Origin of the sequence: Vibrio orientalis CIP 102891 = ATCC 33934 (assembly GCF_000176235.1) — a bacterium.
Classification (GTDB): Bacteria; Pseudomonadota; Gammaproteobacteria; order Enterobacterales; family Vibrionaceae; genus Vibrio; species Vibrio orientalis.
Genome location: NZ_ACZV01000002.1, coordinates 103,236 through 127,486, shown reverse-complemented (window position 1 = coordinate 127,486; position 24,251 = coordinate 103,236). Strand labels below are relative to the sequence as shown.

The following is a 24,251-nucleotide window of genomic DNA, read 5'->3' as shown; positions in this document are numbered from 1 at the left end:
TTATTTACCTTCTAGTTAAGCGCTGTATTAAGCGTAAAGTGGGTTTGTTTTTTCAGTGTCGATGTTGAATTTAGCAATTGCTTCAGCAACAACAGATTTCTCAACATCACCACGTTTCGCTAGTTCAGTTAGTGCTGCAACTACTACGTAGCCCGCGTTAACTTCGAAGTGACGACGTAGGTTTTCACGGCTGTCAGAACGACCGAAGCCATCCGTACCAAGTACTTTGTAAGACTCAGTCGGCATAAATGCACGAACTTGCTCAGCGTAGTTCTTCATGTAATCCGTCGCAGCGATTGCTGGTTCGTTACCAAGAACAGTCGTGATGTACGGTACTTTCGCTTCTGCTTCTGGGTGAAGCATGTTGTAGCGCTCTGCATTTTGACCATCACGAGTTAGCTCGTTGAATGAAGTTACAGAGAACACGTCAGATGCTACGCCGTACTCTTCACTTAGGATAGTCGCTGCTTTACGCACTTCGTTCATGATGGTACCAGAGCTCATTAGCTGAACTTTACCCTTAGCACCTTCGTGAGACTCAAGCTTGTAGATACCTTTACGGATGCCTTCTTCAGCGCCTTCAGGCATTGCTGGCATTGCGTAGTTTTCATTCATTACTGTTAGGTAGTAGTAAATGTTTTCTTGCTCAGGACCGTACATACGACGGATACCATCTTGCATGATTACTGCTAGCTCGTAAGCGAATGTTGGGTCGTAAGAGATACAGTTCGGGATAGTGTTCGCTTGAATGTGCGAGTGACCATCTTCGTGCTGTAGACCTTCACCGTTTAGTGTTGTACGACCTGCTGTAGCACCTAGTAGGAAGCCACGAGCTTGTTGGTCACCTGCTAGCCATGCCATATCACCAATACGTTGGAAACCGAACATTGAGTAGTAGATGTAGAACGGGATCATTGGCAGATCGTTTGTGCTGTAAGAAGTAGCAGCAGCAACCCAAGATGCCATTGAACCTAGTTCGTTGATACCTTCTTGAAGAACTTGGCCTGATGTTGCTTCTTTGTAGTAAGAAACGATGCCTTTATCTTCAGGTGTGTATTCTTGACCGTCTGGGTTGTAGATACCCACTTGACGGAATAGACCTTCCATACCGAACGTACGAGCTTCATCACAGATGATAGGAACGATGTTCTTACCGATGTTCTTGTCTTTCAGCAGGATGTTCAACGTACGAACGTAAGCCATAGTCGTTGAAATTTCACGCTTCTGAGCACCCAGTAGAGGAGCAAACTCTTCTAGTTCTGGTACTTTGAATTCTTGCGTGAAGTTAGGTAGACGCTGTGGCGTGTAACCTTTCAATGCTTTACGACGAGCGTGCAGGTATTCGTACTCAGCAGAACCTTCTTCCAGTTTTAGGTAAGGAAGTTCAGACACTTTCTCATCAGAAAGAATGTCTTGTAGACCTAGACGATCACGTAGGTATTGTACGTGAGTCATGTCCATCTTCTTAACACCGTGAGCGATGTTCTTACCTTCTGCCGCTTCACCCATGCCGTAACCTTTAACAGTCTTAGCTAGGATTACTGTTGGCTTACCGCCAGTTTCTTTTGCATTGTTAAACGCAGCAAACAGTTTAGAAGAATCGTGACCACCACGCTTCAATTCGAAGATTTGGTCGTCAGTCATGTCTGCAACTAGTGCAGCTGTTTCTGGGTACTTACCAAAGAAGTGCTCACGTACGTATGCGCCATCTTTAGATTTGAATGTTTGGTAGTCGCCATCGATCGTTTCGTTCATAAGCTGTAGTAGCTTACCCGTTGTATCTTTAGCTAGTAGTGCATCCCAGTTGTTACCCCAGATAACTTTAACTACGTTCCAACCTGCACCTTTGAATAGACCTTCAAGTTCTTGAATGATCTTACCGTTACCCATTACAGGACCATCTAGGCGCTGTAGGTTACAGTTGATTAGGAAACATAGGTTGTCTAGCTTCTCACGCGCAGCGAAAGAAATCGCACCACGTGATTCTGGCTCATCCATCTCACCGTCGCCTAGGAAAGCGTATACACGTTGAGCAGAAGTATCTTTAAGGCCACGGCCATTTAGGTACTTAAGGAAACGCGCTTGGTAAATCGCAGAGATTGGACCAAGACCCATAGATACTGTTGGGAATTGCCAGAACTCAGGCATCAGTTTAGGGTGCGGGTATGAAGGAACACCTTTACCGTCTACTTCTTGACGGAAGTTGTCTAGCTGCTCTTCAGTTAGACGGCCTTCAACGAATGCACGAGAGTAGATACCTGGTGAAATATGACCTTGGTAGTAAACTAGATCGCCACCGTCCGTCTCATTTGGAGCACGGAAGAAATGGTTGAAACAAACTTCATAGAACGCTGCTGCCGACTGGTAAGAAGCCATGTGACCACCAAGGTCTAGGTCTTTCTTAGAAGCACGCAATACGATCATGATTGCGTTCCAGCGAATGATTGAGCGAATACGACGTTCAAGAGTCACATCACCTGGGTATGCTGGCTCTTGTGCTGCCGGAATCGTGTTGATGTAGTTGGTGTTGATACCAGTTGGCATATCAACGCCGTCTAGACGTGCTTTTTCTAGAACGGTTTCTAGTAGAAACTGTGCACGTTCTACACCTTCTTCACGTACAACTGACTCAAGAGCTTCTAGCCAATCTTGAGTTTCCAGTGCGTCTACGTCATGCTTCATGTCAGACATGGCGATCTATCCTTCTGTTGGTTGGATCTAGTTATTTAAGTAACGCTTCACTAAGAATCGTTACCTTGCTGAATTCGACGCAAAGAGCGCTCTCTGCGCGACTCTTCACGAGTCAAATCCAACAATGTTTCTTCGATATAAGCTAAGTGTGAGTGACACATTTCACGTGCCTTTTCAGGCTGACCAGAAACGATCGCATCCACAATATTAGCTCGATGTTTACTTACTTTTTCGACCACTTCATCGCGGCGATGTAAGAGCTTTAAATTCTGTAAGACATTTTGCTCAAGCAAAGGAGCCAGACTGCGAACAATATGCAAAAGCACGACATTGTGAGCGGCTTCGGTTAAAGCAATCAGAAACTGCATAACGGCAGCGGCTTCTGCTTCAACATTCTTCTTCGTCTGTTCTTCGCTGATATTTTTCAGGCAAGCCTGAATTCGCTCAAAGTCTTCGTCGGTACCACGAACCGCTGCAAAATAAGCAGAAATACCTTCCATCGCATGACGCGTTTCCAGTAAATCCAGTTGTGTCTCAGAGTGACTAGACAATAAATTTAGCAGAGGATCTGAAAAACTGGTCCAGATGTTCTCGCTAACGAATGTGCCGCCGCCCTGACGACGAGTAAGAAGACGTTTAGCTTCAAGGCGTTGTATTGCCTCACGGATTGATGGACGGGATACATCGAACTGCTTTGCCAGCTCACGCTCTGGTGGCAACTGCTGCCCCGGAGACAATGTTCCTTCCACAATCAGCCTTTCTAATTCTTGTTCAATAACATCAGAAAGTTTTGGCTGACGAATCCTTTGATAAGCCATAGTTATTGTTCTTCTACTCTTTGCAGGTAATTGGTAATACCAATTTTAAGTTGGCAGGAAAATTAACATAATTAAAACGCAAGTTCCAGTCAAAAATTGACCCAAATCATAGAACGAGTCATGTATAAACACTTTGATAACAATAGTCGATTAAAACAGCAATTAAATTGGTCTGACCAATTACAAAATATAAACAGATGGGAAAAAATCGTGCTAGCCATCACAGTTTGATTGGTTAGTTTTAAATAAATATGAAAGGTTATTAGGGAATGAGAAGAAAAGTGCGGATTGAGGACCTATTGAAGCAAGCAGAAAACCTTTAGAGATTCCCTACTCGCTCCTTCGTCACTCTATGGAATGACAGTTCAGATATCAAACCATGCGAAACAACGTCATCCTCAAGAGTGAGGTACGAACGAGTTGGGGATCTCTTAAAGCGAGTAGAAAACCTTTAGAGATTCCCTACTCGCTCCTTCGTCACTCTATGGAATGACAGTTCAGATATCAAACCATGCGAAACAACGTCATCCTCAAGAGTAAGGTACAAACGAGTTGAGGATCTCTTGAAGCAAGCAGGAAACCTTAGAGGTTCCCTACTCACTCCTTCGTCGTTCTATGGAATGACAATTCAGATATCAAACCATACGAAACAACGTCATCCTCAAGAGTAAGGTACGAACGAGTTGGGGATCTCTTGAAGCAAGCAGAAAACCTTAGAGATTCCCTACTTACTCCTTCGTCGCTCTATGGAATGACAATTCAGATATCAAACCATACGAAACAACGTCATCCTCAAGAGTGAGGCACGAACGAATTGGGGATCTCTTGAAGCAAGCAGGAAACCTTAGAGATTTCCTACTCACTCCTTCGTCGCTCTATGGCATGACAATTCAGATATCAAACCATACGAAACAACGTCATCTTCAAGAGTAAGGTACGAACGAATTGGGGATCTCTTAAAGCGAGTAGAAAACCTTTAGGGATTCCCTACTCTCTCCTTCGTCACTTTATGGAATGACAATTCAGATATCAAACCATGCGAAACAACGTCATCCTCAAGAGTGAGGCACGAACGAATTGGGGATCTCTTAAAGCGAGTAGAAAACCTTTAGGGATTCCCTACTCTCTCCTTCGTCACTCTATGGAATGACTACTTATATGTATCAAGCCATACTGGAGTGACTACTTTTAGCTATGAAGCATTTGTATCGATTAGCTAGCCTCCAGGTGATCAATCATTAACTGTAATGACTGATTGCCACGAAACTCGTTGATATCAAGCTTGTAAGCTAGACGAACGGTTTTAGCAGACGCATCTGGCCAGCGACGTAAGTCGACATTAAACGCGATGCCATCAATCATAATATTGGTCGGGTGACCTTTATGCAGTGGTTCAAGCATCAACTTTAAGTGTTTCTCACCGACTAGCTTCTGGTGCAGAACTTTAAACTCGCCATCGAACATCGGCTCTGGGAAGGCTTGCCCCCAAGGTCCACCAGCACGCAGCATTTCAGCGGTATGCATCGAGAACTCTTCAGGCGTTAGCTCACCATCAGACAAAATAACGCCTTTAAGTGCCGCTTCATCGAGGTCCTGCTTAACCGCTTCGTCAAACAAGTTAGAAAAACGCTCAAAGTTGCTTTCCATGATCGTCAAACCAGCCGCCATCGCATGGCCACCAAACTTAACAATCAAACCTGGATTTTGCGTATCAATGCGATCCAGTACGTCACGCATATGCAACCCAGGGATAGAACGACAGGAGCCTTTGATGCTGCCTTCTCCACCATCAGCGAATGCGATCACTGGGCGATGGAACTTTTCTTTAATGCGTGAGGCCAAAATACCGATAACACCTTGGTGCCAATCTCGCTGAAACATAACCAAACCATGAGGCATGTTCTCACCAAATTGAAGACGCTCACAAATGGCCATCGCTTCTTGCTTCATGCCCTCTTCAATCTCTTTGCGAGTTTGGTTAAGGCCATCTAATTCACTGGCCATGCGGCGCGCTGCATGAATGTTGTTACTCAGCAGCAGCTCAACACCGAATGACATATCATCCAGTCGCCCCGCAGCGTTGATACGTGGCCCTAACGCAAAGCCAAAATCAGAAGCGACTAGCCTTTTCGCGTCACGTTTCGCAACTTCAATCAGCGCTTGAATACCGGGACGTGCTTTGCCTGCTCGAATGCGTTGCAGTCCTTGATGAACCAAAATACGATTATTTTCATCAAGTGGTACCACGTCCGCAACAGTGCCCAACGCGACCAGATCAATGAGCTCCATAAGCTTTGGCTCAGCCATACCTTGTTGGGTAAACCAGCCAGTTTTACGCATATGAACACACAGCGCCATCATTAGATAGAAAGCGACACCAACACCCGCCAGTGCTTTGGATGGGAACGCGCACTCTTGTAGGTTCGGGTTAACCATGGCATCGACAATAGGTAACTCATGTCCCGGCAAGTGATGATCAGTCACCAGTACTTGTAGCCCCTTCTCTTTGGCGTAGCGAACACCATCAATGGAGGAAACGCCATTATCAACCGTCATAATGACTTGTGCGCCAAGTTCGATCGCTTGATCGACAACCTCTGGGCTTAAACCATAACCATCTTCAAAGCGGTTCGGTACCAGATAATCGACATTACTTGACCCCAACATGCGCAGAGCCAATACCGACAGCGCCGAGCTAGTGGCTCCATCTGCATCAAAATCTCCGACGATAATAATACGCTTGTTGTCTCGGATAGCATTGAAGAGCAGCTCAACAGCGAGCTCTATACCATGAAGTTTTTGATAAGAATGCAGAGAACGCACAGTGGTTTCTAACTGCTCAAGATTATGGATACCACGTGAAATGTAAATGCGCTTCAGCAAGGCAGGAATCGTATCAGGAAGTACGTTTAGGTCGATCTCAGGTCTACGTTGGATTTCTATCATAAAAATATTAGAGCCTCATGAAGAGGCTCTTTTCTGATTATTTAATTTGCTCTAAGCGCTTAACAAGTTGTGCTGGCGGTAAATAACCACCAACCATTTCACCATTCGGCAGGAAGATAGCAGGCGTACCACTAATACCTAGCTCACGACCTAGCGTGTATTGCTGCTTGATAATATCTTGGTATTTAGCAAAGTCTTTACCCTGCTCAGGGATCTCACGATTTACTTTACCGTTGTGCATTGCGCGATGAGGATCTTCTGCGCCCCAAATAGCGGCCATTTGATCTGCAACCTCACCGGTTGCACCTTGGCGTGGGTAAGCCATGTAACGAACGGTGATGCCTAAATCGTTATAACCTTGCATTTGGCTATGCAGACGAACACAATAACCACAGGTAATGTCGGTAAAGACAGTCACAACGTACTTTTCGTTGTCCGCCTTAAACTCAATCATGCTGTCTTTAAACGCTTCAATCTTAGCGGCATTGATCGGTGCTTGGCGTTTAGCCAATACATCTTCATATTGACCGTTTTCATCTAACTTATACAAAGTACCGGCTAAGAAATACTCCCCGTCTGGAGAGGCAAATAAGATGCCGCCGCTAGTCTGAACTTCTACCAATCCATCAATATCAGCAGGGGCAACCTCTTTAACTTCGAGACCGAGTTTTGCAAATCGCTCTTCTAGCTGACTTTTATCAAATTTTACTTCGTTTGCTGACACGCTCTGCACCGCCAGTAACAATGGCAACGCAAGTAGAGTCATTCGGCGTAATACGCTCATTTAATTCACCTTAAATCAATTTAAGCTTAACTTTGTGCCGTTAGGCTCTTGGATGATGTTCACTATGTAGCTGTTTTAATCTCTCTGTCGCTACATGAGTATAAATTTGTGTAGTAGACAAGTCACTATGACCTAACAACATTTGCACAACACGTAAATCCGCACCGTAATTGAGTAAATGTGTTGCAAACGCATGGCGTAATACGTGTGGAGATAGCTGTTCAGTATCAATCCCCGCAACCACTGCGTAGTGCTTAATTCGATGCCAAAAGGTCTGTCTGGTCATTTGCCGAGCTCGTTTACTCGGAAAAACCACGTCGGAAGTTGTCTCCCCAAGTAACTCAGACCGCCCTTGTTGCAAAAAAGTTTCAATCCAATCGACAGCATTTTCGCCCATTGGAACCAAGCGCTCTTTACCACCCTTACCCGTTACCCGTACAACCCCTTGGCGCAAACTGACATTTTCCATCGTCAAGCTAACCAGCTCAGTCACACGTAAACCGGTAGCGTATAGCAGTTCAAGCATGGCTTTGTCGCGCAGTTCCATCGCATCATTGGGATCTGGCGCATCAAGTAGAGCGTCAACTTGTTCTTCACTGAGATCTTTCGGCAATCGCTTAGGTAATTTCGGACTTACTAACAAGGCACTCGGATCATCGCCACGCACTTTCTCGCGGTGGAGATATTGAAACAGACGGCGAATAGCAGAGAGCATTCTTGCGCGAGATGTTTGCTTATAGCCCTCATCCACCAACCACGCTTGGTACTCTTGCAAGCCTGAGAGACTGATAAAGTCCAACTTATAGTTGTTTGTCGACATCCAGCGTAGCAGTTTGACTAAATCGGTGCGATAGGAAGCGAGCGTATTTTCGGATAATCCGCGCTCCATCCACATCGCATCAAGAAACTGTTCCACAATGCCTTGATCGGGTGACATTTGTTCTGACACAGCACACCTCTAATTTTCGTTATGCGCTCAAATGTAAGTGCCCAATACAAATAAAGCTATAAAAAATCACACCTGAGGTCGATATTCGCTGCAAAGCTCGCCAATTTGTGGTTAGAATTCACCATCAATTTTTCACAATAATAAAGAATACTATGAAAATCGGTCTATTTTACGGCTCAACCACATGCTACACAGAAATGGCGGCAGAGAAGATCCGCGATATCATTGGTGCAGATATTGTTGATATTCATAATGTTAAAGAGTCTCCTCTTTCATTAATGGCAGAGTATGATTTTCTAATTTTAGGTATCTCAACGTGGGACTTTGGTGAAATCCAAGAAGACTGGAACGAATTATGGGATCAAATCGAGGGCGTAGCGCTCGCTGGCAAAACCGTCGCTCTGTTCGGCTTAGGCGATCAAGAAGGTTATGGCGAATGGTACCTCGATGCGATGGGCCTACTGCACGACGAGATTAAAAAGACCAGTGCAAACATCGTTGGTTACTGGCCAAATGACGACAGTTACGAGTTTGAAGCGTCGAAAGCGCTTATTGAAGGTGACAGCAAGTTTGTCGGTCTCGCTCTAGATGAAGACTCACAATATGAACTCAGCGATGAGCGTATCGCAAACTGGGTTGAACAAATTCTAGTTGAGTACCAAGAGTCGCTTTAGAAGCGAAAATATTTTCGAGGGTTGGCGTCGTGTGCCAACCCTTTTTATTTCAATAAATTAAGCTGTCATCCTCAAGAACGAAGAATGAGTGAATTGGGGATCTCTTAAAGCGAGTAGATAACTTAATGAGATTCCCTACTCCTTCCTTCGTCAGTCTAGGGAATGACGGTATATAACGACGCTCTCCTCTCGCAGGGGAAGTCCGTTCCCAATTCTCGGAGCGCAGCGTTCCTAAGAGCCTAGCCCGCTTCTATATCTCACCCAATCAAACACCAAACCCGGATCGGTTTTGCGCAGTGGGGCAATGTATTGATGGCCGGTAATTCTCGGCAAAGTAATCTGCGAATATGTAGTTTGTATCTGTTTGGTAAGTTCAGTTAAGGCAGCGTATTGCTCATCGGTATAGGCGACAAAATCGCTCCCTTCGAGCTCAATACCAATCGAATAGTCGTTACACTTCTCTCGGCCAGCAAAACTGGAAGCGCCTGCATGCCATGCGCGGGCGGTAAAAGGGACGAACTGCACCACTTCCCCATCACGTCGAATTAAGCAATGTGCCGACACACCCATTTGGTAAATAACTTTAAAAAACGGGTGCTGATTAGGGTCCAAATTACCCGTAAAAAACTGTTCAATGTAAGGCCCGCCAAACTGACCCGGTGGTAGGCTAATATTGTGCACCACTAGCAGTGATATATCTGACTCATCGCTTCTTTGGTCATAAAACGGTGAAGGGACATGCCTTGCTTCACTGTACCAGCCTTGGTTATCAATCATTTCTCAGCTCTTTTTATCCTAATCAATTGTGATTTTATCCCTTTGACCATGAAATGCGAGATTAATGGCTGAATTTCACGCTGAGTCATCGTATCATGCCCACCTCTTGTTCAACTGCGTATTAGATTTGCGATGAAAAACACACACAATAGCCAAGAACGCCTCGAATATTTGAAACAGCAACTGCCTTTAGAGATCGCCCGCACGGTTGCGGATACGATCAGAGAAGATCTCGGTGGCACTTTAGATCCTGCTGCTGATATTACCGCAAGTCTAATTCCTGCTAATGCCCATAATGAAGCGACTCTCATTACTCGTGAGCATGGCGTTTTCTGTGGTAAAGCTTGGGCAGATGAAGTGTTCAAACAGCTAGGTGGTGAAGTCACGATTGAGTGGAATGTCGAAGATGGCGATCGCGTCGAACCAAACCAAGTTATTTGTACACTATCAGGCCCGGCGCGTGCATTGTTAACCGGTGAACGCAACGCGATGAACTTTATTCAAACCCTGTCAGGCTGCGCAACCATCACTGCGCAATACGCGGCAGAGCTTGAAGGGACTGACTGTCGCCTGCTTGATACACGTAAAACCATTCCAGGCCTGCGCAGCGCATTAAAGTATGCAGTGGCATGTGGCGGCGGTTTTAACCATCGTATTGGCGTGTTTGATGCGTACCTAATTAAAGAAAACCACATCATCGCCAATGGCGGGATCACTCAGACGATCAAAACGGCTAAAGATCTTAACCCAGGTAAGCCTGTAGAAGTTGAAACAGAAAGCCTTGAAGAGCTACAAGAAGCGATTGAAGCAGGCGCAGATATCATCATGCTGGATAACTTCACCACCGACATGATGCGCGAAGCAGTCAAAATTAATGCGGGTCGCGCGGCATTAGAGAACTCTGGGAACGTAACTCTTGAGACACTGCGTGAGTACGCTGAAACGGGTGTTGACTATATCTCGGTTGGCGCGCTAACCAAGCACCTAAAAGCAATGGATCTTTCGATGCGCTTTAAGTAATCAAGCCCTCAAGGCAATCATTGATTACTGAAGTTTAAAAGCAGAGGCCATAGCGCCTCTGTTTTTGTATCTACGCCAACGCCCCTCGAATAAACTTTGCTCCCGCTCAAATGAATGTGCAAAGTAAAAACAAATAACGTAGCAAGTTTTCACAATCGACTCGGAAAGCCCTACGCCAACGTTATCTTCACCTAAATATACCGACTATTCTCTCTGCTACTTTTCGCATTTCGTCTATGGAGAGAAATAATGCAAACAAAACAATGCCACCAGCAGTCTGGCTTTACCCTGATTGAACTGATGATTGTCGTGGCGATTATTGGTGTTCTGGCAACCGTCGCTATTCCTGCCTATAGCAACTACGTCAAGAAATCGGAAGCGGCATCAGCCTTGGCCACACTCAAAGCGCTCATTACCCCTGCCGAGCTTTTCTACCAAGAAAATGGCACCGCCTCCGCAGCTGCACTGACTAACTTAGGGACAGCAAGCGACATCAATAACTTAGGCACTCTCGTCTCAGAACTGGCCAGCTCCGGTTCAGCCCCGACACTCAAATTCACATTCGGCTCAAATAGCACCATGACTAGTTCAGAGATTATCACTTACTCTCGCGATAATGATACGGGATGGATCTGCAGCGCGACTAGCTCAGTTCCAACTTTAACCGGGTGTTAGTAAGCAAACGATGCTAACCAACCTCCCTTCGATCTTACGCCAAGCGAAGCTCATCGACACGACGCAAGAAAACCAACTGGTTGAGTATGTTAAAGCTTCAGGCGTATCTGTGCCTGAAGCTTTACTTGAATTGGACTTTATTGCACATCGTGAACTCACTAAGCAACTCTCGCGACTGTTCGGTCTAGCCGAAATTTCGCTGTGCCAATTTAACTACCAGTCTCTGTGTCACACTCTTGGCTTAAGGGAGCTTATCACCCGCTTTAGTGCCTTACCTATCAATCAAACACCGCAACTGTTAACCATAGCGGTCGCCGATCCAACCAATTTAGAGATTGAAGATGAGTTCCGCTTTGCCACTGGGTTGCAAGTCGAGCTTGTCTTAGCCGATGTAAAGCAGTTGCACGGTGCGATTCGTCAGGTTTATGGTCAAGCTATTGCCGGAGAAACCCTTGTCCACGACAAAGAGATCACTGAACAAGAACTCGCCTCTCTGGTCCAAGTGTCTACCGAAGAACTGTCAAATATTGAAAACCTAAGTACAGATGAAGCGCCAATCAGCCGCTTCATCAATCAAGTCCTGCTTGATGCTGTACGAAAGCGGGCATCTGATATTCATTTTGAACCCTATGAACACATTTACCGGATTCGACTGCGTTGCGATGGCATTCTGGTTGAAACTCAGCAGCCTAAACAACACCTCAACCGACGCCTCTCGGCACGACTAAAAATACTCGCCAAACTCGATATCACCGAGAAACGCTTACCTCAAGATGGACGGATTAAACTTAGACTGAATTCAGAGATCGCTATTGATATGCGAGTCTCGACTTTGCCGACACTGTGGGGAGAAAAAATTGTTCTGCGAATTCTCGACAGCAGTTGTGCAAGCCTCAATATAGATAGTCTCGGCTACAACGCGCAACAACAAGCTCTGTACTTATCCGCCTTGAGTAAGCCACAAGGTATGATCTTGATGACTGGGCCAACTGGCAGCGGCAAAACAACCTCGCTCTACACTGGGCTACAAATTCTCAATACCAGCGAAGTGAACATAGCCAGCGCTGAAGACCCAATCGAAATCAACTTAGCTGGTATCAACCAAGTGCAAGTCCAGCCACAAATCGGCTTTGACTTTGCACAAGCACTGCGTGCTTTTCTTCGCCAAGATCCTGATGTGGTGATGGTTGGAGAAATTCGTGACTTGGAAACAGCTGAAGTCGCGGTTAAAGCGGCTCAAACCGGTCATTTGGTGCTATCAACCCTTCATACTAATTCCGCTGCAGAGAGCGTGTTGAGATTGCGTAACATGGGCATAGAACCATTTAATATCGCCTCGTCCTTAAGCTTAATCATTGCTCAGCGCCTTGCGAGAAAACTCTGCCACCATTGTAAACAGCAAACCGCCCTGCCTGGGCCAATAGAACAACAGCTTAACCTTACTGCAAAGAGCGTGATTTATCAGGCAAGCAAAAGTGGTTGTAGCGAATGCAACAAAGGCTACTCTGGACGGACTGGTATCTACGAAGTGATGGCATTTGACCACTGCCTTGCACAAGCCATCAGTGAAGGAGCAAATGTGGAACAAATAGAAATGCTCGCTAGACAGCAAGGTATGCAGACCTTGAAAGAGTCTGGTATTGAAAAGCTCCTTGGCGGAATAACCAGTTATCAAGAGTTGCAACGAGTACTCTATATTTAACGAGAAATGAAGATGACAAAGCGCTCTGCGGCTCAATTAAAAAATTATCGTTGGAAAGGTCTTCATCGCTCTGGCAAGCGTGTCTCTGGACAACTTCTGGCAATAAATGAAGCCGAAGTGAGAGATAAACTCAAGCAACAACAGATACGAATCAGAAAACTAAAGGTAAAGAGGGTCTCAGCCTTTACTCGTTTAGCCCAGCGGGTAAAAACTAAAGACATCACTCTTCTAACTCGGCAGCTTGCAACTATGCTCGCAACAGGGGTACCCATCATTCATGCCCTAAAGTTAGTGGCGGATAACCAACGTAAAGCAGAAATGACATCGATATTGGCACAAATATCCAAAGGTATTGAGTCTGGTACACCGATTTCAAAAGTAATGCACGCGACAAGCAGTCACTTTGACCGCTTATATATTGATCTTGTCGCCACGGGAGAGCAAACAGGCAACCTTGCTGACGCCTTTGAGCGTATCGCCAGCTATCGAGAAAAGTCAGAGCGGCTTAGGGCTAAAGTCATTAAAGCTTTGATTTATCCCTGTATGGTTGTCACCACTGCGCTGGTGGTTTCCTACTTAATGCTCACTATGGTTATCCCTCAATTTGAATCCATGTTTAAAGGGTTTGGCGCCGACCTACCATGGTTTACCGAAAAAGTTTTGCAGCTCTCTAATTCCACTCAAGCTCATAGCTCAACCATATTTTTGGGTGTAGGAGGTTTTACTCTCATCATGAATCAGATCGGTAAGCGCTCTTTTCGCCTACGTCTGACCGCTAGTCGAGCTTTACTTAGAGTACCGATAATTGGGGTTGTTATCGGCAAAGCTTCCATCGCCAAATTCAGCCGTACATTAGCGACCAGTTTAAGTGCGGGCATTCCGATTCTCAGTTGCTTAACAAGCTCAGCAAAAACGGCAGACAACATCTATTATCAACAAGCTATTGAGCGTGTTTATGATGATACTGCTGCCGGAGTACCTATCTATATTGCCATGCGTAACGCACATTGCTTTCCGGAGATGATCTTACAAATGGTCATGATTGGTGAAGAATCAGGACGCTTAGATGATATGCTCAATAAAGTGGCCTCCATCTATGAATTTGAAGTGGAGGATACCGTCGACAACCTAGGCAAGGTGTTAGAACCTTTGATTATTGTGCTTCTTGGCATCGTCGTCGGTGGATTAGTGGTAGCAATGTACCTGCCTGTCTTTAACTTAATGAGTGTCTTAGGATAATATACCAATCTACACTCTTTACTGGCGACCAAGCTGCACCTCTTTATGGATATTTTTTATTATTACCCTTGGCTATTTCCTGTACTGGCCACTATTTTCGGTCTGATAATAGGCAGCTTCCTCAATGTCGTCATCCACCGCCTACCGATCATGATGGAGCGCGAATGGCGTAATGAGTGCGCTGAGAGCTTCCCTGAATATAAAATTGAGCCTCCACAAGGCACTTATAACCTAAGCGTTCCAGCCTCGACCTGTCCAAAATGCGATACCCGAATTCGTATTATCGATAACGTACCAGTCATTAGTTGGCTACTACTAAGAGGAAAGTGCCACCAGTGCAGCAATAAAATTAGTGCTCGCTATCCGCTAGTCGAACTACTGAGCGGACTAATGTCATTAATGGTGGCTTATCAGTTTGGCTTTAGCTTTTATGCTATTTGCCTGATATTTTTTACCTTTGTGCTCATCTCTGCCACCTTCATCGACTTAGACACAATGTTGCTGCCTGACCAGTTAACTCTACCGTTAACCTGGACCGGCATTGCCATCGCGCTTATTGACATCAGCCCAGTATCGCTGCAAGACGCAGTGATCGGTGCTATCGCTGGGTACTTAGCACTATGGGTGGTCTATTGGGCATTTAAGCTCACCACCGGCAAAGAAGGCATGGGCTATGGCGATTTTAAATTACTCGCTGCATTAGGTGCGTGGCTAGGTTGGCAATACCTACCAATGATCATTTTGCTCTCTTCATTGGTTGGCTTGGTGTTTGGCCTGATTCAATTACGACTCAAGCGACAAGGTATTGATAAGGCTTTCCCTTTCGGTCCATACCTCGCGATTGCTGGCTGGATCAGTTTAATGTGGGGCGACCTGATACTTAACTGGTATTTAGGTAACTTTGTAGGAATTTAATATGGCATTAGTGATTGGGCTAACCGGTGGTATTGCGAGCGGAAAAACAACCGTGGCGGACCTTTTCAACCAAAAATTTGGTATTGAGATCGTTGATGCCGACATTGTCGCTAGGCAAGTTGTTGAACCAAACACTCCGGGACTTAATGCCATTATTGAACAGTTTGGCAATCAAGTGATCCAAAAAGATGGCACGCTTGATCGAGCCAAACTTAGAGAAATCATATTTAGCCAACCAGAGAGTAAAGCGTGGTTAAATCAACTGCTACACCCGATGATCAGAAAGCAAATGCTCGACGAACTGACTAAGGTCAAATCTGACTATGCTCTACTGGTTATCCCGTTAATGGTCGAGAACAACTTACAAGCTTTGGCAGATAAGATTTTGGTGGTCGATGTCGATGAAGAAACTCAGATCCAACGCACTGTAGAACGTGATAAGGTAGACGCATCTCAAGCGAAATCAATCTTAGCCTCTCAAGCAAGCCGAGAGCAACGACTGGCCATCGCTGACTATGTGATTAAAAATGATGCAAAAAACCAAAAACTTTTGCCTCAAATCACAGAATTGCACCAAAAGTTCCTAGAAATGTGCAGTGAAAATCTGTGAGAATAGGATGACAAGAACCTAGAGCTGCATATTAATGACAACCCACTACTTCGAACACCCACTTAATGAAAAGACCCGTATTTACCTGAGAGTAGAAGCCCTGCTCAATCAGCTAAATATTGCGGCGAAGTTTAGTGACGATATGCAGCACCTTACCTTTTATCGCTCTCTGTTTGATATCGTCGAAATCTTCGAGCAAATCCAACTCAAAAGTGAGTTGGCGAAAGATATCGAGAAACAACGTCTAGCCTACCGCTCTTGGCTTAATGTCGAAGGTGTTGACCAAGAGATGCTGAAAAATGTCTTAAGCGAAGTAGATGCTGCTCACAGTGGTTTAATGAGCGCTGAACGCTTTGGTCAGAGCTTAAAAGAAGATCGCTTTTTAAGTGCCATCCGCCAGCGCTTTAATTTACCCGGCGGTTCTTGCTGCTTCGACCTACCCGCACTTCACCACTGGCTCCACTTACCTATCGAGAAAAAGCGCGCAGATGCGAATAAATGGTTAAGCTCTTTAGAGCCTCTATCCATCGCTCTGAAACAGTGGCTAAAACTAACACGTGAAACGGGACACTTTCGCCCAATTCAAGCTAAATCTGGCTTCTACCAAAGTGACGCTGATGAAGCGAATATTTTACGCCTTGAGCTGCCTGTGCACCATGGGGTCTACCCGATGATTTCCGGCCATAAAAACCGCTTTGCTATTAAGTTTATCGACTTTGAGTCAGGCCAAGCCTCGACCGCCGATATTGACTTCAAATTGGCCGTTTGCTGCTAATCCACCCCGATTATCTTATTATTCCTAGTATACTAGCGATATCGTTCGCCTTAAGTTAGAGATTTACCATGTCAAAAATTACCATAGTGCCATGTCCGCAATGTGGCCAAGACGTTCAATGGGGAGAGCAAAGCCCTTTCCGTCCATTCTGTAGTAAGCAGTGCCAAATGATCGATTTTGGCGAGTGGGCTGATGAAGAGAATACGATTCCAGGTGCACCAGATATGTCTGATTCAGACGGTTGGTCAGAAGATCAGTATTAAGTAGCGAATAGCGAATAGCGAATAGCGAATAGCGAAAATATTGAACGTTGAAGAGCTGATGTGAAAACATCGGCTTTTTTATTTCTGAAGAAGAAACAAATTAGTATCCCGTCATCCTCAAGAGTGAGGTACGAGCGAATTGTGGATCTCTTTTCACAAGGCGAAAGCTTAATGAGATTCCCTACTCGCTCCTTCGTCACTCTATGGAATGACGAACCTTTTTCTAAGATGACAAAGCCTGAACTCAAACCTCTAGGCGAAGCGCAAAAAAAAGCGGAGGCCAAATGGCCTCCGCTAATACTATGAGAACGCTAGTTATAGCATTACTTCTTAGCAAGTTTCTCTTTGATACGAGCTGACTTACCAGAACGCTCACGTAGGTAGTACAACTTGGCACGACGTACTGCACCACGGCGTTTAACTTCGATGCTATCAACCATTGGAGAGTGAGTTTGGAACGTACGCTCTACACCTTCACCGTTAGAAATTTTACGTACAGTGAATGCAGAGTGTAGACCACGGTTACGGATTGCGATTACAACGCCTTCGAAAGCCTGTAGACGCTCACGGTCACCTTCTTTTACCTTAACTTGAACAACAACTGTGTCACCAGGTGCGTAGTTAGGTAGGTCTTTTTTCATTTGCTCTTCTTCAAGAGCCTTGATGATGTTACTCATTTTTAATATTCCTAGAATAAACTGATACTAAATTTAATAGGTTACTTTGCACGATGTTCTTTAATGAACTCGGCTAGTAATTGTTCCTGTTCGTCAGTCAGAGCTAGGTTTTCCAGGAGTTCTGGTCTTCTTAGCCAAGTACGGCCTAACGACTGTTTAAGTCGCCAGTGACGAATATCCTTATGGTTACCAGACTTGAGTACCGCAGGTACTTCTTTACCGTCTAACACCTCAGGGCGCGTATAGTGCGGGCAATCGAGTAAGCCATTAGCAAAAGAGTCTTCTTCCGCAGACGCAAAGTCTCCTAGTACCCCCGGTACAAACCGAGAGACAGAATCAATTAACGTCATGGCTGGGATTTCCCCACCTGTCATCACAAAATCCCCGATTGACCATTCTTCATCAACTTCGGATTGGATGACGCGCTCATCTACCCCTTCGTAGCGACCACAAATTAGAAGCAAGTTCTCATTTGTTGCCAGCTCTTCGACTCCTTTTTGGTCTAGTTTTCGACCTTGAGGAGAAAGGTAAATGACTTTCGTCTTACCTGGTGAGGCTTGCTTAGCTGTATGAATAGCATCGCGCAAAGGCTGTACCATCATCAGCATACCTGGGCCACCACCATAAGGTCTGTCATCAACAGTGCGATGCTTGTCGTGCGTGAAATCTCGAGGATTCCAAGTCTCAATCGACAAAAGACCTTTTTTAACCGCTTGACCTGTTACTCCAAAATCGGTAACAGAACGGAACATTTCAGGAAATAGGCTTATTACGCCAACCCACATGTTTATCTCGCTCTGGCAATTTGGAGATTAGAATCCAGGATCCCAGTCAACTTCGATCCGTTGAGCTTCGCGATCAATATTTTTGATCACTTGCTCTTCAAGGAACGGAATTAATCGTTCCTTTTGCCCGAAAGCATCTTTTAGATTTGCTTTAATTACCAAAACATCGTTGGAGCCAGTTTCTAGCATGTCAGAGACAGTACCTAGATCGTAACCTTTATCAGTTACTACTTGCATTCCAATCAAATCACGCCAATAGAACTCGTCTGATGGCAATTCTGGTAATACCGCAGGGTCAATTAGAATCTCAAAATTGGTCAGTAATTGCGCGTCTTCACGCACATCCAGACCTTCCAGCTTTACCACCAAACCTTTGTTATGGCGCTTCCAGCTTTCTGCTTTGTATTCAACCCACTGACCACCTTGGTTAATCCACCAAGGCGCGTAATCAAATATGCTTTCAGCATTGTCTGTGTAGGATAAAACTTTAAGCCATCCACGAATGCCGTAAGAAGCACCGAACTTACCCACAACAATCTTGTTATCACTCATCGTTTCATTACCTTTCATCGACATAAGCTAATTTCTTCTTTTGATAAGAATTAAGCCGCTTTTTGAGCGTCTTTAACTAGCTTAGCAACGCGGTCAGATAGAGATGCGCCTTGACCAACCCAGTGGTTAACGCGATCTAGGTCTAGACGTAGACCTTCTTCTTGACCTTGAGCAGTTGGGTTAAAGAAACCAACTTTCTCGATGAAACGGCCAGTTGCTGCATTGCGGCTGTCCGCTACTACGATTTGATAAAATGGACGCTTCTTAGCGCCGTGACGTGCCAAACGAATGGTTACCATGTCGTCCTCTTTGCTTCTCAAAAATAAAATTAACCCCAGAGACCATTTATTGCTAAATGATTTGGGGCTCGTGCCAAAATAAAGCTCCGGAATTTTACTCTTATTCCGGAGCAATGCAAGGTCTTTAGCTACTTTTTCACCAACATAAAACTGGTTTTAAGTTTGTGAGCTAGCTAACACCTTGAAATTTTTATCGCTAGACGAAATTAACGACCAAATGGATTGAAGCCGCCGCCGCCGCCGCCCATTCCACCCATGCCGCCCATCATGCCTTGCATATTGCGCATCATGCCTTTCATGCCACCTTTCTGCATCTTCTTCATCATCTTCTGCATTTGGGTGAACTGCTTCAGCAAACGGTTAACGTCTTGTACCTGTGTACCAGAGCCCGCTGCAATACGCTTCTTACGCGAACCTTTGATAAGTTCAGGGCGCTGACGCTCTTTCATCGTCATTGAGTTGATGATCGCTTCCATCTGCTTGAACATCTTGTCGTCAACTTTATCTTTCACGTTGTCCGGTAGATTGCTCATGCCTGGCAGCTTATCCATCATGCCCATCATGCCGCCCATGTTTTGCATTTGTCCTAGCTGCTCACGGAAGTCTTCAAGGTCAAAGCCTTTCTTCTCTTTGAACTTTTTCGCTAGTTTCTCTGCTTTTTCGGTATCGACATTACGTTGAAGGTCTTCAATCAGTGACAGTACGTCACCCATACCAAGAATACGTGAAGCCACACGATCTGGGTGGAACGGTTCTAGTGCATCAGTCTTTTCACCAACACCTAAGAACTTAATTGGCTTACCTGTCACATGACGAACAGACAATGCCGCACCACCACGTGCATCACCATCCACTTTGGTAAGAATCACACCAGTTAATGGCAGAGTGTCGCCAAAGGCTTTTGCCGTATTCGCCGCATCTTGACCCGTCATTGCATCAACAACGAATAGTGTCTCGACTGGACTAATAGCAGTATGTAGCTGTTGAATTTCAGCCATCATTTGCTCATCAACGGCTAAACGACCTGCGGTATCGACAATAAGTACGTCGTAGAATTTTTTCTTCGCGTGGTCAATTGCTGCATTAGCAATATCGAGAGGCTTCTGATCAGCTGTCGATGGGAAGAAGTCCACACCAACGTCAGTTGCCAATGTTTCTAGTTGTTTAATCGCCGCCGGACGGTAAACGTCGGCAGAAACGACCAAGACTTTCTTTTTATCACGCTCGGTTAAAAGTTTAGATAGCTTACCTACAGAGGTGGTTTTACCTGCCCCCTGCAGACCCGCCATTAAGATCACCGCTGGTGGCTGAGCCGCTAGGTTAAGAGCCTCGTTTGACTCTCCCATTACTGCTTCTAGCTCAGATTGAACAATCTTAATGAACTCTTGTCCTGGCGTTAGAGATTTCGACACCTCTACACCCACTGCACTCTCTTTAATACGCTTAATAAAGTCACGTACTACAGGCAGTGCTACGTCAGCTTCAAGAAGTGCCATGCGCACTTCGCGCAACGTATCTTTAATATTATCTTCGGTCAGTCGACCTTTACCGCTGATGTTTTTCAGCGTTTTGGATAATCGATCCGTTAAATTCTCAAACATCTTTGTCTCTTTACCTAGACGGTTTGCAAGTAGGCTCGCCCATCACTTTTGGCGAAAATTACTATGAGTATACCTTAGCCAACCCTAGCTTGACACTGCCTAGATTACTTTTGATATCTCATGCTGAGGAAATGAAAGTGATAATTCATAGCTCAAGCCGTTGATGCAGGGTATAATTTGTTAAAAATCCACCAGCTGTTAGAGAATAATGGACAACTTAATCGCCGTTGTTGCTGCAATACTCTATTCATTAGCAATTGCAACCATAGTTCCGGGACTTGTTCATCAGACAGGTATCCGCGTTAAAACCGTTTTCGTCAGTGCTATTCTTGCGCTGGCTTTTCATGCGTGGTTGCTTAGCGATCTTATCTTAGGCTATTCAGGTCAAAACCTAAGTATCCTTAACGTTGCTTCTCTTATTAGCTTTATCATTTCCTTGGTGATGAGTGGGGCCATGCTAAAAACTCGCCTGTGGTTCTTATTGCCTGTGGTATACAGTTTTTCAGCACTTAACTTAGTCGCAGCCGCTTTCTTACCAAGCACCTATATTACTCATCTTGAACAAGACCCTAAGCTGCTTATTCATATCTCTTTAGCGCTATTTTCCTATTCAACCTTAACGATTGGTGCACTCTATGCACTGCAACTGGCTTGGTTGGATCACAAACTAAAAGCCAAAAAAGCGCTGGCCATTAATCCAAACTTACCACCATTGCTGATGGTCGAGCGTCAGCTATTCAATATTATCTTGATCGGTAACGTGCTACTCACAGGCACACTATTAACTGGTTTTGTGTTTGTTCAAGATATGTTTGCCCAGGGAAAAGCGCATAAAGGCATTCTCTCGTTTATTGCTTGGGTGGTTTACTCTGTCCTACTTTGGGGCCACTACCGAAAAGGTTGGCGCGGAAGAAAAGTGACTTGGTTTGCAGTAGCTGGAGCAACCTTGCTTACTTTAGCCTACTTCGGTAGTCGCTTTGTCCGCGAGATCATTCTTAACTAATCAAGAGAGAAAGGTGCATCAAGTGCACCTTTCTTTTACAATATTTCACTCCGTATTTGAAATTGACTTAACGCGCAGTTTAGGTCATAAATTAACCAAACAATCATAAGGAAAAGATAAGCTTTGGACGACATATCAACGGGTATCTTATTTGCGCTACTCGCGTGTCTTATCATTATTTCAGGATATTTTTCAGGCTCAGAGACAGGGATGATGTCTTTGAACCGATACCGCCTCAAGCACCTAGCAAACAACGGTCATAAAGGGGCAAAACGAGTAGAAAAGCTGCTCGACCGTCCAGATCGCCTTATTGGGCTTATCTTAATTGGCAACAACCTCGTTAATATTCTCGCTTCGGCTATCGCGACCATCTTAGGTATGCGTCTTTATGGCGATCTCGGTGTCGCCATTGCCACTGGCGCCCTCACCATGGTGGTGCTTGTCTTTGCTGAAGTCACGCCAAAAACACTTGCCTCGCTCTACCCTGAGCGTGTTTCTTATGCCAGTAGTATTATTCTTACCATTTTAATGAAGCTGCTTTCGCCGCTAGTTATGCTAGTGAACTTCATTACCAATGGTTTTATTCGCTTACTCGGCATCAAAGTAGCTCACAGTGGTGATGACCACCTCAGTTCAGAAGAACTCCGAACCGTAGTAAATGAAGCTGGCAGCTTAATCCCGCGCCGTCACCAAGATATGCTGATTTCGATTCTCGACCTAGAGCATGTCACGGTAAACGACATCATGGTGCCGAGAAATGAAATTACCGGAATCGACATCAATGATGATTGGAAATCGATCGTTAGACAGTTAACTCACTCTCCTCATGGCCGCGTGGTTCTTTACCGCGATCAGATTGATGAAGTGGTTGGTATGCTGCGCTTACGTGAATCATATCGCTTAATGCTGGAGAAGAATGAGTTCACCAAAGAGACGCTGCTTCGCGCTGCTGATGAGGTCTATTTTATTCCAGAAGGCACGCCTCTTAATGTCCAGTTACTTAAGTTTCAACGCAATAAAGAGCGTATTGGTCTTATTGTCGATGAATATGGTGACATTATTGGCCTTGTGACCTTAGAGGATATTCTGGAAGAAATTGTCGGTGAATTTACCACTTCCATTGCACCAAGCCTATCTGATGAAATCACACCACAAGGTGATGGCAGTTTCCTTATCGAAGGCAGTGCCAATATCCGTGACATTAACAAGGGCCTAAAGTGGAAGTTGCCAACCGATGGCCCAAGAACACTCAACGGTCTAATCCTTGAGCACTTAGAAGATATTCCAGAAAGCCACTTAAGTGTTCAGGTATCTGGTCATCCGATGGAAATTGTCGAGCTCGAAGAAAATCGAATTAAGCTGGTAAAAGTCTTTCCTGTCCTCAAATCAGAATAACCTGTCTGTCAGGCGGATCAAAAAAGCCTCGCATCAGCGAGGCTTTTCTCTTCTAGAGTATTCTACTCTTCTGCCACACTAAATAGATTTTCCATATTCAAACCTTGTTTGATCAGGATCTCTCTTAAGCGGCGTAACCCTTCAACTTGAATTTGACGAACGCGTTCACGAGTCAGATTGATTTCACGTCCAACTTCTTCCAAAGTTGAAGGCTCATAGCCAAGCAAGCCAAAGCGACGTGCTAATACTTCTTTCTGTTTAGGGTTCAGTTCGTCTAACCAATGAATCAAAGAGCTCTTGATATCATCATCCTGCGTCGAAACTTCAGGGTCAGAATTGTTAATATCAGGAATAATATCAAGTAGAGCCTTTTCACCATCGCCACCAATTGGTGTATCAACGGAGCTAATACGTTCATTCAAACGTAGCATTTTACTCACGTCATCTACGGGTTTATCAAGTTGAGTAGCTATCTCTTCCGCCGTCGGCTCATGGTCAAGTTTTTGCGATAGCTCACGAGCGGTTCGCAGATAAATATTGAGCTCTTTAACGACGTGGATAGGTAAACGGATGGTACGTGTTTGGTTCATCAGAGCGCGCTCTATGGTTTGACGAATCCACCATGTTGCGTAGGTAGAGAATCTAAAACCACGTTCAGGGTCAAATTTCTCAACCGCTCGAATTAAACCTAAGTTTCCTTCTTCAATAAGATCAAGTAGTGCAAGACCACGATTGCTGTAACGACGGGAAATTTTCACTACTAAGCGAAGGTTACTTTCAATCATACGTTTACGCGCAGCTTCGTCACCTCGTAAGGCACGACGGGCGTATAGAACTTCTTCTTCGGCGGTAAGTAGTGGAGAAAAGCCAATTTCGCCTAAGTAGAGTTGTGTCGCATCTAGACTCTTCGTCGATGCATCAAACTCTTCTTTAGCCTCTTCAGCTTGTTTAGGTTTGGTCGTTTTTTGCGATTGAACTGTTTCTTGATCAATTTCGAATTCTTCGACTTTCGTTGCTGCATTGCTGATACTCATAGCGCCTCCCCCTGGCGAGCTAGCAAGACATTACTACGTCTAATGTCGCTATATTACCTAACAGTAA

General features: G+C 45.0%; 23 protein-coding genes. 11 read left to right on the top strand and 12 right to left on the bottom strand.

Annotated elements, in window-relative coordinates; all coding sequences use genetic code 11:
* Positions 1 to 27 precede the first annotated feature (27 nt).
* The 5 genes from aceE to xerD form a co-directional block, all read right to left on the bottom strand.
* The gene (gene aceE / locus VIA_RS01485; RefSeq protein ID WP_004410061.1) at positions 28 to 2,691 is read right to left on the bottom strand and encodes a pyruvate dehydrogenase (acetyl-transferring), homodimeric type; all 2,664 of its coding nucleotides are present in this window, start codon (positions 2,689 to 2,691) and stop codon (positions 28 to 30) included.
* A gap of 50 nt (positions 2,692 to 2,741) precedes the next feature.
* Positions 2,742 to 3,509: a pyruvate dehydrogenase complex transcriptional repressor PdhR gene (gene pdhR / locus VIA_RS01480; protein WP_004410059.1), complete on the bottom strand. Its 768-nt coding sequence runs from the start codon at positions 3,507 to 3,509 to the stop codon at positions 2,742 to 2,744.
* Between the two features lie 1,212 nt (positions 3,510 to 4,721).
* Positions 4,722 to 6,455 carry a single-stranded-DNA-specific exonuclease RecJ gene (recJ, locus tag VIA_RS01475; protein WP_004410057.1) on the bottom strand — a complete coding sequence of 578 codons (1,734 nt, stop codon included), beginning with the start codon at positions 6,453 to 6,455 and terminating at the stop codon, positions 4,722 to 4,724.
* 37 nt (positions 6,456 to 6,492) lie between these two features.
* Entirely contained in the window at positions 6,493 to 7,239 is a 747-nt protein-coding gene (locus tag VIA_RS01470; RefSeq protein WP_004410055.1) for a thioredoxin fold domain-containing protein, read from the bottom strand.
* A gap of 40 nt (positions 7,240 to 7,279) precedes the next feature.
* On the bottom strand, positions 7,280 to 8,176 hold the full coding sequence (gene xerD / locus VIA_RS01465; RefSeq protein WP_004416737.1) for a site-specific tyrosine recombinase XerD: 897 nt from the start codon (positions 8,174 to 8,176) through the stop codon (positions 7,280 to 7,282).
* Between the two features lie 164 nt (positions 8,177 to 8,340).
* On the opposite strand from xerD, the gene fldB reads away from it, so the two are divergent.
* Entirely contained in the window at positions 8,341 to 8,862 is a 522-nt protein-coding gene (gene fldB / locus VIA_RS01460) for a flavodoxin FldB (RefSeq protein ID WP_004410052.1), read from the top strand.
* 231 nt (positions 8,863 to 9,093) lie between these two features.
* On the opposite strand, the gene ampD is transcribed toward fldB, so the two are convergent.
* The gene (ampD, locus tag VIA_RS01455) at positions 9,094 to 9,639 is read right to left on the bottom strand and encodes a 1,6-anhydro-N-acetylmuramyl-L-alanine amidase AmpD (RefSeq protein ID WP_004410051.1); all 546 of its coding nucleotides are present in this window, start codon (positions 9,637 to 9,639) and stop codon (positions 9,094 to 9,096) included.
* 132 nt (positions 9,640 to 9,771) lie between these two features.
* On the opposite strand from ampD, the gene nadC reads away from it, so the two are divergent.
* The 8 genes from nadC to yacG all read left to right on the top strand — a co-directional run bounded on the left by nadC (position 9,772) and on the right by yacG (position 16,838).
* Positions 9,772 to 10,659 (top strand): carboxylating nicotinate-nucleotide diphosphorylase, encoded by an 888-nt coding sequence (gene nadC / locus VIA_RS01450; RefSeq protein ID WP_004410050.1) that lies wholly within the window; start codon positions 9,772 to 9,774, stop codon positions 10,657 to 10,659.
* A 249-nt stretch (positions 10,660 to 10,908) separates the two neighbouring features.
* Positions 10,909 to 11,334 carry a pilin gene (locus tag VIA_RS01445; protein WP_004410049.1) on the top strand — a complete coding sequence of 142 codons (426 nt, stop codon included), beginning with the start codon at positions 10,909 to 10,911 and terminating at the stop codon, positions 11,332 to 11,334.
* A 10-nt stretch (positions 11,335 to 11,344) separates the two neighbouring features.
* Entirely contained in the window at positions 11,345 to 13,036 is a 1,692-nt protein-coding gene (pilB, locus tag VIA_RS01440) for a type IV-A pilus assembly ATPase PilB (protein WP_004410047.1), read from the top strand.
* 12 nt (positions 13,037 to 13,048) lie between these two features.
* Positions 13,049 to 14,275: a type II secretion system F family protein gene (locus VIA_RS01435; protein WP_004410045.1), complete on the top strand. Its 1,227-nt coding sequence runs from the start codon at positions 13,049 to 13,051 to the stop codon at positions 14,273 to 14,275.
* Between the two features lie 45 nt (positions 14,276 to 14,320).
* Positions 14,321 to 15,190 carry a prepilin peptidase gene (locus tag VIA_RS01430; RefSeq protein ID WP_004410043.1) on the top strand — a complete coding sequence of 290 codons (870 nt, stop codon included), beginning with the start codon at positions 14,321 to 14,323 and terminating at the stop codon, positions 15,188 to 15,190.
* A gap of 1 nt (position 15,191) precedes the next feature.
* Complete coding sequence (coaE, locus tag VIA_RS01425) at positions 15,192 to 15,800, top strand: dephospho-CoA kinase (protein WP_004410041.1); 609 nt, start codon at positions 15,192 to 15,194, stop codon at positions 15,798 to 15,800.
* A gap of 34 nt (positions 15,801 to 15,834) precedes the next feature.
* On the top strand, positions 15,835 to 16,575 hold the full coding sequence (zapD, locus tag VIA_RS01420) for a cell division protein ZapD (protein WP_004410039.1): 741 nt from the start codon (positions 15,835 to 15,837) through the stop codon (positions 16,573 to 16,575).
* 68 nt (positions 16,576 to 16,643) lie between these two features.
* Entirely contained in the window at positions 16,644 to 16,838 is a 195-nt protein-coding gene (gene yacG, locus VIA_RS01415; RefSeq protein ID WP_004410036.1) for a DNA gyrase inhibitor YacG, read from the top strand.
* 323 nt (positions 16,839 to 17,161) lie between these two features.
* Here yacG and rplS read toward each other — a convergent pair whose 3' ends face one another.
* From rplS to ffh, 5 genes are all read right to left on the bottom strand, one after another.
* The gene (gene rplS, locus VIA_RS01410) at positions 17,162 to 17,515 is read right to left on the bottom strand and encodes a 50S ribosomal protein L19 (protein ID WP_004410033.1); all 354 of its coding nucleotides are present in this window, start codon (positions 17,513 to 17,515) and stop codon (positions 17,162 to 17,164) included.
* A gap of 41 nt (positions 17,516 to 17,556) precedes the next feature.
* Positions 17,557 to 18,300, bottom strand: coding sequence for a tRNA (guanosine(37)-N1)-methyltransferase TrmD (gene trmD / locus VIA_RS01405; protein ID WP_004410030.1), 744 nt, complete (start codon positions 18,298 to 18,300; stop codon positions 17,557 to 17,559).
* Between the two features lie 27 nt (positions 18,301 to 18,327).
* A complete protein-coding gene (gene rimM / locus VIA_RS01400) occupies positions 18,328 to 18,876 on the bottom strand; it encodes a ribosome maturation factor RimM (protein ID WP_004410029.1) in 549 nt (182 codons plus the stop codon).
* A gap of 26 nt (positions 18,877 to 18,902) precedes the next feature.
* Positions 18,903 to 19,151, bottom strand: coding sequence for a 30S ribosomal protein S16 (gene rpsP, locus VIA_RS01395; RefSeq protein ID WP_004410028.1), 249 nt, complete (start codon positions 19,149 to 19,151; stop codon positions 18,903 to 18,905).
* A gap of 206 nt (positions 19,152 to 19,357) precedes the next feature.
* Positions 19,358 to 20,752 (bottom strand): signal recognition particle protein, encoded by a 1,395-nt coding sequence (gene ffh / locus VIA_RS01390; protein ID WP_004410023.1) that lies wholly within the window; start codon positions 20,750 to 20,752, stop codon positions 19,358 to 19,360.
* Between the two features lie 208 nt (positions 20,753 to 20,960).
* Here ffh and VIA_RS01385 point away from each other — a divergent pair, with 208 nt between their 5' ends.
* Positions 20,961 to 21,755, top strand: a complete 795-nt coding sequence (locus tag VIA_RS01385) for a cytochrome C assembly family protein (RefSeq protein ID WP_004410021.1) — start codon at positions 20,961 to 20,963, stop codon at positions 21,753 to 21,755.
* Positions 21,756 to 21,878: 123 nt separating this feature from the next.
* On the top strand, positions 21,879 to 23,150 hold the full coding sequence (locus VIA_RS01380) for an HlyC/CorC family transporter (protein ID WP_004410020.1): 1,272 nt from the start codon (positions 21,879 to 21,881) through the stop codon (positions 23,148 to 23,150).
* Positions 23,151 to 23,212: 62 nt separating this feature from the next.
* Here VIA_RS01380 and rpoS read toward each other — a convergent pair whose 3' ends face one another.
* The gene (gene rpoS / locus VIA_RS01375; protein ID WP_004410019.1) at positions 23,213 to 24,184 is read right to left on the bottom strand and encodes an RNA polymerase sigma factor RpoS; all 972 of its coding nucleotides are present in this window, start codon (positions 24,182 to 24,184) and stop codon (positions 23,213 to 23,215) included.
* Positions 24,185 to 24,251 lie beyond the last annotated feature (67 nt).

What these genes read in the sequence shown, in the direction of transcription:
- rpsP (WP_004410028.1), bottom strand. Translation starts at nt 19,151, where the DNA reads ATGGTAACCATTCGTTTGGCACGTCACGGCGCTAAGAAGCGTCCATTT.
- yacG (WP_004410036.1), top strand. Translation starts at nt 16,644, where the DNA reads ATGTCAAAAATTACCATAGTGCCATGTCCGCAATGTGGCCAAGACGTT.
- coaE (WP_004410041.1), top strand. Translation starts at nt 15,192, where the DNA reads ATGGCATTAGTGATTGGGCTAACCGGTGGTATTGCGAGCGGAAAAACA.
- xerD (WP_004416737.1), bottom strand. Translation starts at nt 8,176, where the DNA reads ATGTCACCCGATCAAGGCATTGTGGAACAGTTTCTTGATGCGATGTGG.
- pdhR (WP_004410059.1), bottom strand. Translation starts at nt 3,509, where the DNA reads ATGGCTTATCAAAGGATTCGTCAGCCAAAACTTTCTGATGTTATTGAA.
- fldB (WP_004410052.1), top strand. Translation starts at nt 8,341, where the DNA reads ATGAAAATCGGTCTATTTTACGGCTCAACCACATGCTACACAGAAATG.
- trmD (WP_004410030.1), bottom strand. Translation starts at nt 18,300, where the DNA reads ATGTGGGTTGGCGTAATAAGCCTATTTCCTGAAATGTTCCGTTCTGTT.
- rimM (WP_004410029.1), bottom strand. Translation starts at nt 18,876, where the DNA reads ATGTCGATGAAAGGTAATGAAACGATGAGTGATAACAAGATTGTTGTG.
- zapD (WP_004410039.1), top strand. Translation starts at nt 15,835, where the DNA reads ATGACAACCCACTACTTCGAACACCCACTTAATGAAAAGACCCGTATT.
- ffh (WP_004410023.1), bottom strand. Translation starts at nt 20,752, where the DNA reads ATGTTTGAGAATTTAACGGATCGATTATCCAAAACGCTGAAAAACATC.
- VIA_RS01445 (WP_004410049.1), top strand. Translation starts at nt 10,909, where the DNA reads ATGCAAACAAAACAATGCCACCAGCAGTCTGGCTTTACCCTGATTGAA.
- aceE (WP_004410061.1), bottom strand. Translation starts at nt 2,691, where the DNA reads ATGTCTGACATGAAGCATGACGTAGACGCACTGGAAACTCAAGATTGG.
- ampD (WP_004410051.1), bottom strand. Translation starts at nt 9,639, where the DNA reads ATGATTGATAACCAAGGCTGGTACAGTGAAGCAAGGCATGTCCCTTCA.
- VIA_RS01430 (WP_004410043.1), top strand. Translation starts at nt 14,321, where the DNA reads ATGGATATTTTTTATTATTACCCTTGGCTATTTCCTGTACTGGCCACT.
- pilB (WP_004410047.1), top strand. Translation starts at nt 11,345, where the DNA reads ATGCTAACCAACCTCCCTTCGATCTTACGCCAAGCGAAGCTCATCGAC.
- rplS (WP_004410033.1), bottom strand. Translation starts at nt 17,515, where the DNA reads ATGAGTAACATCATCAAGGCTCTTGAAGAAGAGCAAATGAAAAAAGAC.
- rpoS (WP_004410019.1), bottom strand. Translation starts at nt 24,184, where the DNA reads ATGAGTATCAGCAATGCAGCAACGAAAGTCGAAGAATTCGAAATTGAT.
- VIA_RS01435 (WP_004410045.1), top strand. Translation starts at nt 13,049, where the DNA reads ATGACAAAGCGCTCTGCGGCTCAATTAAAAAATTATCGTTGGAAAGGT.
- VIA_RS01470 (WP_004410055.1), bottom strand. Translation starts at nt 7,239, where the DNA reads ATGAGCGTATTACGCCGAATGACTCTACTTGCGTTGCCATTGTTACTG.
- VIA_RS01385 (WP_004410021.1), top strand. Translation starts at nt 20,961, where the DNA reads ATGGACAACTTAATCGCCGTTGTTGCTGCAATACTCTATTCATTAGCA.
- nadC (WP_004410050.1), top strand. Translation starts at nt 9,772, where the DNA reads ATGAAAAACACACACAATAGCCAAGAACGCCTCGAATATTTGAAACAG.
- recJ (WP_004410057.1), bottom strand. Translation starts at nt 6,455, where the DNA reads ATGATAGAAATCCAACGTAGACCTGAGATCGACCTAAACGTACTTCCT.